The following is a 1,857-nucleotide window of genomic DNA, read 5'->3' as shown; positions in this document are numbered from 1 at the left end:
CTCGCCCACCACCGCCACACCCAAGGCCAACCCGCCACCAGCCTCGCCTGGGGCCTCTGGGCCGACACCAGCAAAATGACCAACAAACTCACGGAGGTCGACCGGGAACGCCTCCAGCGACAGGGCTTCCGCCCCATGGCCACCGAACGCGGGCTGGAACTCTTCGACGCCGCGCTGGCGTCCCCGGATCCGGTGCTCGTGGCCGCCGAATGGGACCTTCCGGCGCTGCACGCGAACGCAGCCGCCGGCACTCTGCCGCCCATCCTGAGCGGGCTGGTGCGTACCAGACCACGACGCGCCACGGCCGAGCCGGCATCCGGCCGCGCAACCCTGTCCGAGAGTTTGCGGGCCCTGTCCGAGGAGGAGCAGGACGGCGCGCTCCGCGACGTGGTCAGCCGCCAGATCGCCTCGGTGCTCGGGCTCCCGGCAGCGTCGAGCGTGGACCCGGACCGGACGTTCCACGAGCTCGGCTTCGACTCGCTCACCGCCCTCGAACTGCGTAACCGGCTGGGATCCGCCACCGGTCTGCGGCTGCCCGCCACCCTGGTCTTCGACCATCCGACCGCTGCGGCCCTCGCCCGCTACCTAAAGGGCGAGTTGCTGCCCACGACGGCGGAGGCGGCACCGTCCGCCCCGGCCGCGCCGGCTGCCGTCGACGGGGATCCGATCGTGATCGTCGGCATGGCGTGCCGCTATCCCGGCGAGGTGCGGTCCCCGGAAGACCTCTGGCGTATCGCCGTGCAGGGCGTCGACGCCGTCTCTCCGTTCCCGGAGGATCGCGGGTGGGACGTGGAGCGGCTGTTCGATCCGGATCCGGATGCGCCGGGGAAGTCGTATGTGCGTGAGGGTGGTTTCCTGACCGACGCGGCGGAGTTCGACGCGGCGTTCTTCGGGATCAGCCCGCGGGAGGCGCTGGCGATGGATCCGCAGCAGCGACTGCTGCTGGAGACCAGTTGGGAGACGTTCGAGAACGCGGGCATCGACCCGGAGTCGCTGCGCGGCAGCCGCACCGGCGTCTTCACCGGCGTCATGTACGACGACTACGGCTCCCGTTTCCTGGGCCAGCAGCCGGCGGGCTTCGACGGCCAGCTCGTCACCGGGAGCGCGGGCAGTGTGGCGTCGGGCCGGGTCTCCTACACGTACGGCCTGGAAGGTCCCGCCGTCACCATCGACACCGCCTGCTCGTCGTCGCTGGTCGCGCTGCACCTGGCCGCCCAGGCCCTACGCAACGGCGAATGCGACCTGGCGCTGGCCGGCGGCGTCACCGTCATGGCGACCCCGGCGTCGTTCGTGGAGTTCAGCCGTCAGCGTGGTCTCGCGCCGGACGCCCGGGTGAAGTCGTTCGCCGCCGCCGCCGACGGCACGTCCTGGTCCGAGGGCGTGGGCCTGCTCCTGGTCGAACGGCTCTCCGACGCCCAACGCCACGGCCACCGCATCCTCGCCGTCGTCCGCGGCAGCGCCGTCAACCAGGACGGCGCGTCCAACGGCCTCACCGCACCCAACGGCCCGTCCCAGGAGCGGCTGATCCGCCGGGCGCTGGCCGAGGCCCGCCTGACACCGGCGGACGTCGACGCGGTCGAGGCCCACGGCACCGGCACGAAACTCGGCGACCCCATCGAAGCCCAGGCCCTGCTCGCCACCTACGGCCAAGACCGGGAAGAGCCCCTCTGGCTCGGCTCCATCAAATCCAACATCGGCCACACCCAGGCCGCCGCCGGAACCGCCGGCATCATCAAGATGATCCAGGCCATGCGGCACGGGATCCTGCCGAAGACCCTCCACGTCGACGCACCCACCCCCCACGTCGACTGGACCACCGGATCCGTAGCACTACTCACCAACACCCGGCCCTGGCCC

1 protein-coding gene is annotated in these 1,857 nt (G+C 71.6%); it reads left to right on the top strand.

The annotated features are described in order from the left end of the window. A partial coding sequence (locus ACFYWL_RS31095; protein ID WP_386980378.1) for a beta-ketoacyl synthase N-terminal-like domain-containing protein occupies positions 1–1,857 on the top strand: 1,857 nt, incomplete at both ends.

The organism is Micromonospora sp. NPDC002575, assembly GCF_042889525.1.
GTDB lineage: Bacteria > Actinomycetota > Actinomycetes > Mycobacteriales > Micromonosporaceae > Micromonospora > Micromonospora carbonacea.
This window is presented reverse-complemented; position numbering and strand designations above follow the sequence as displayed.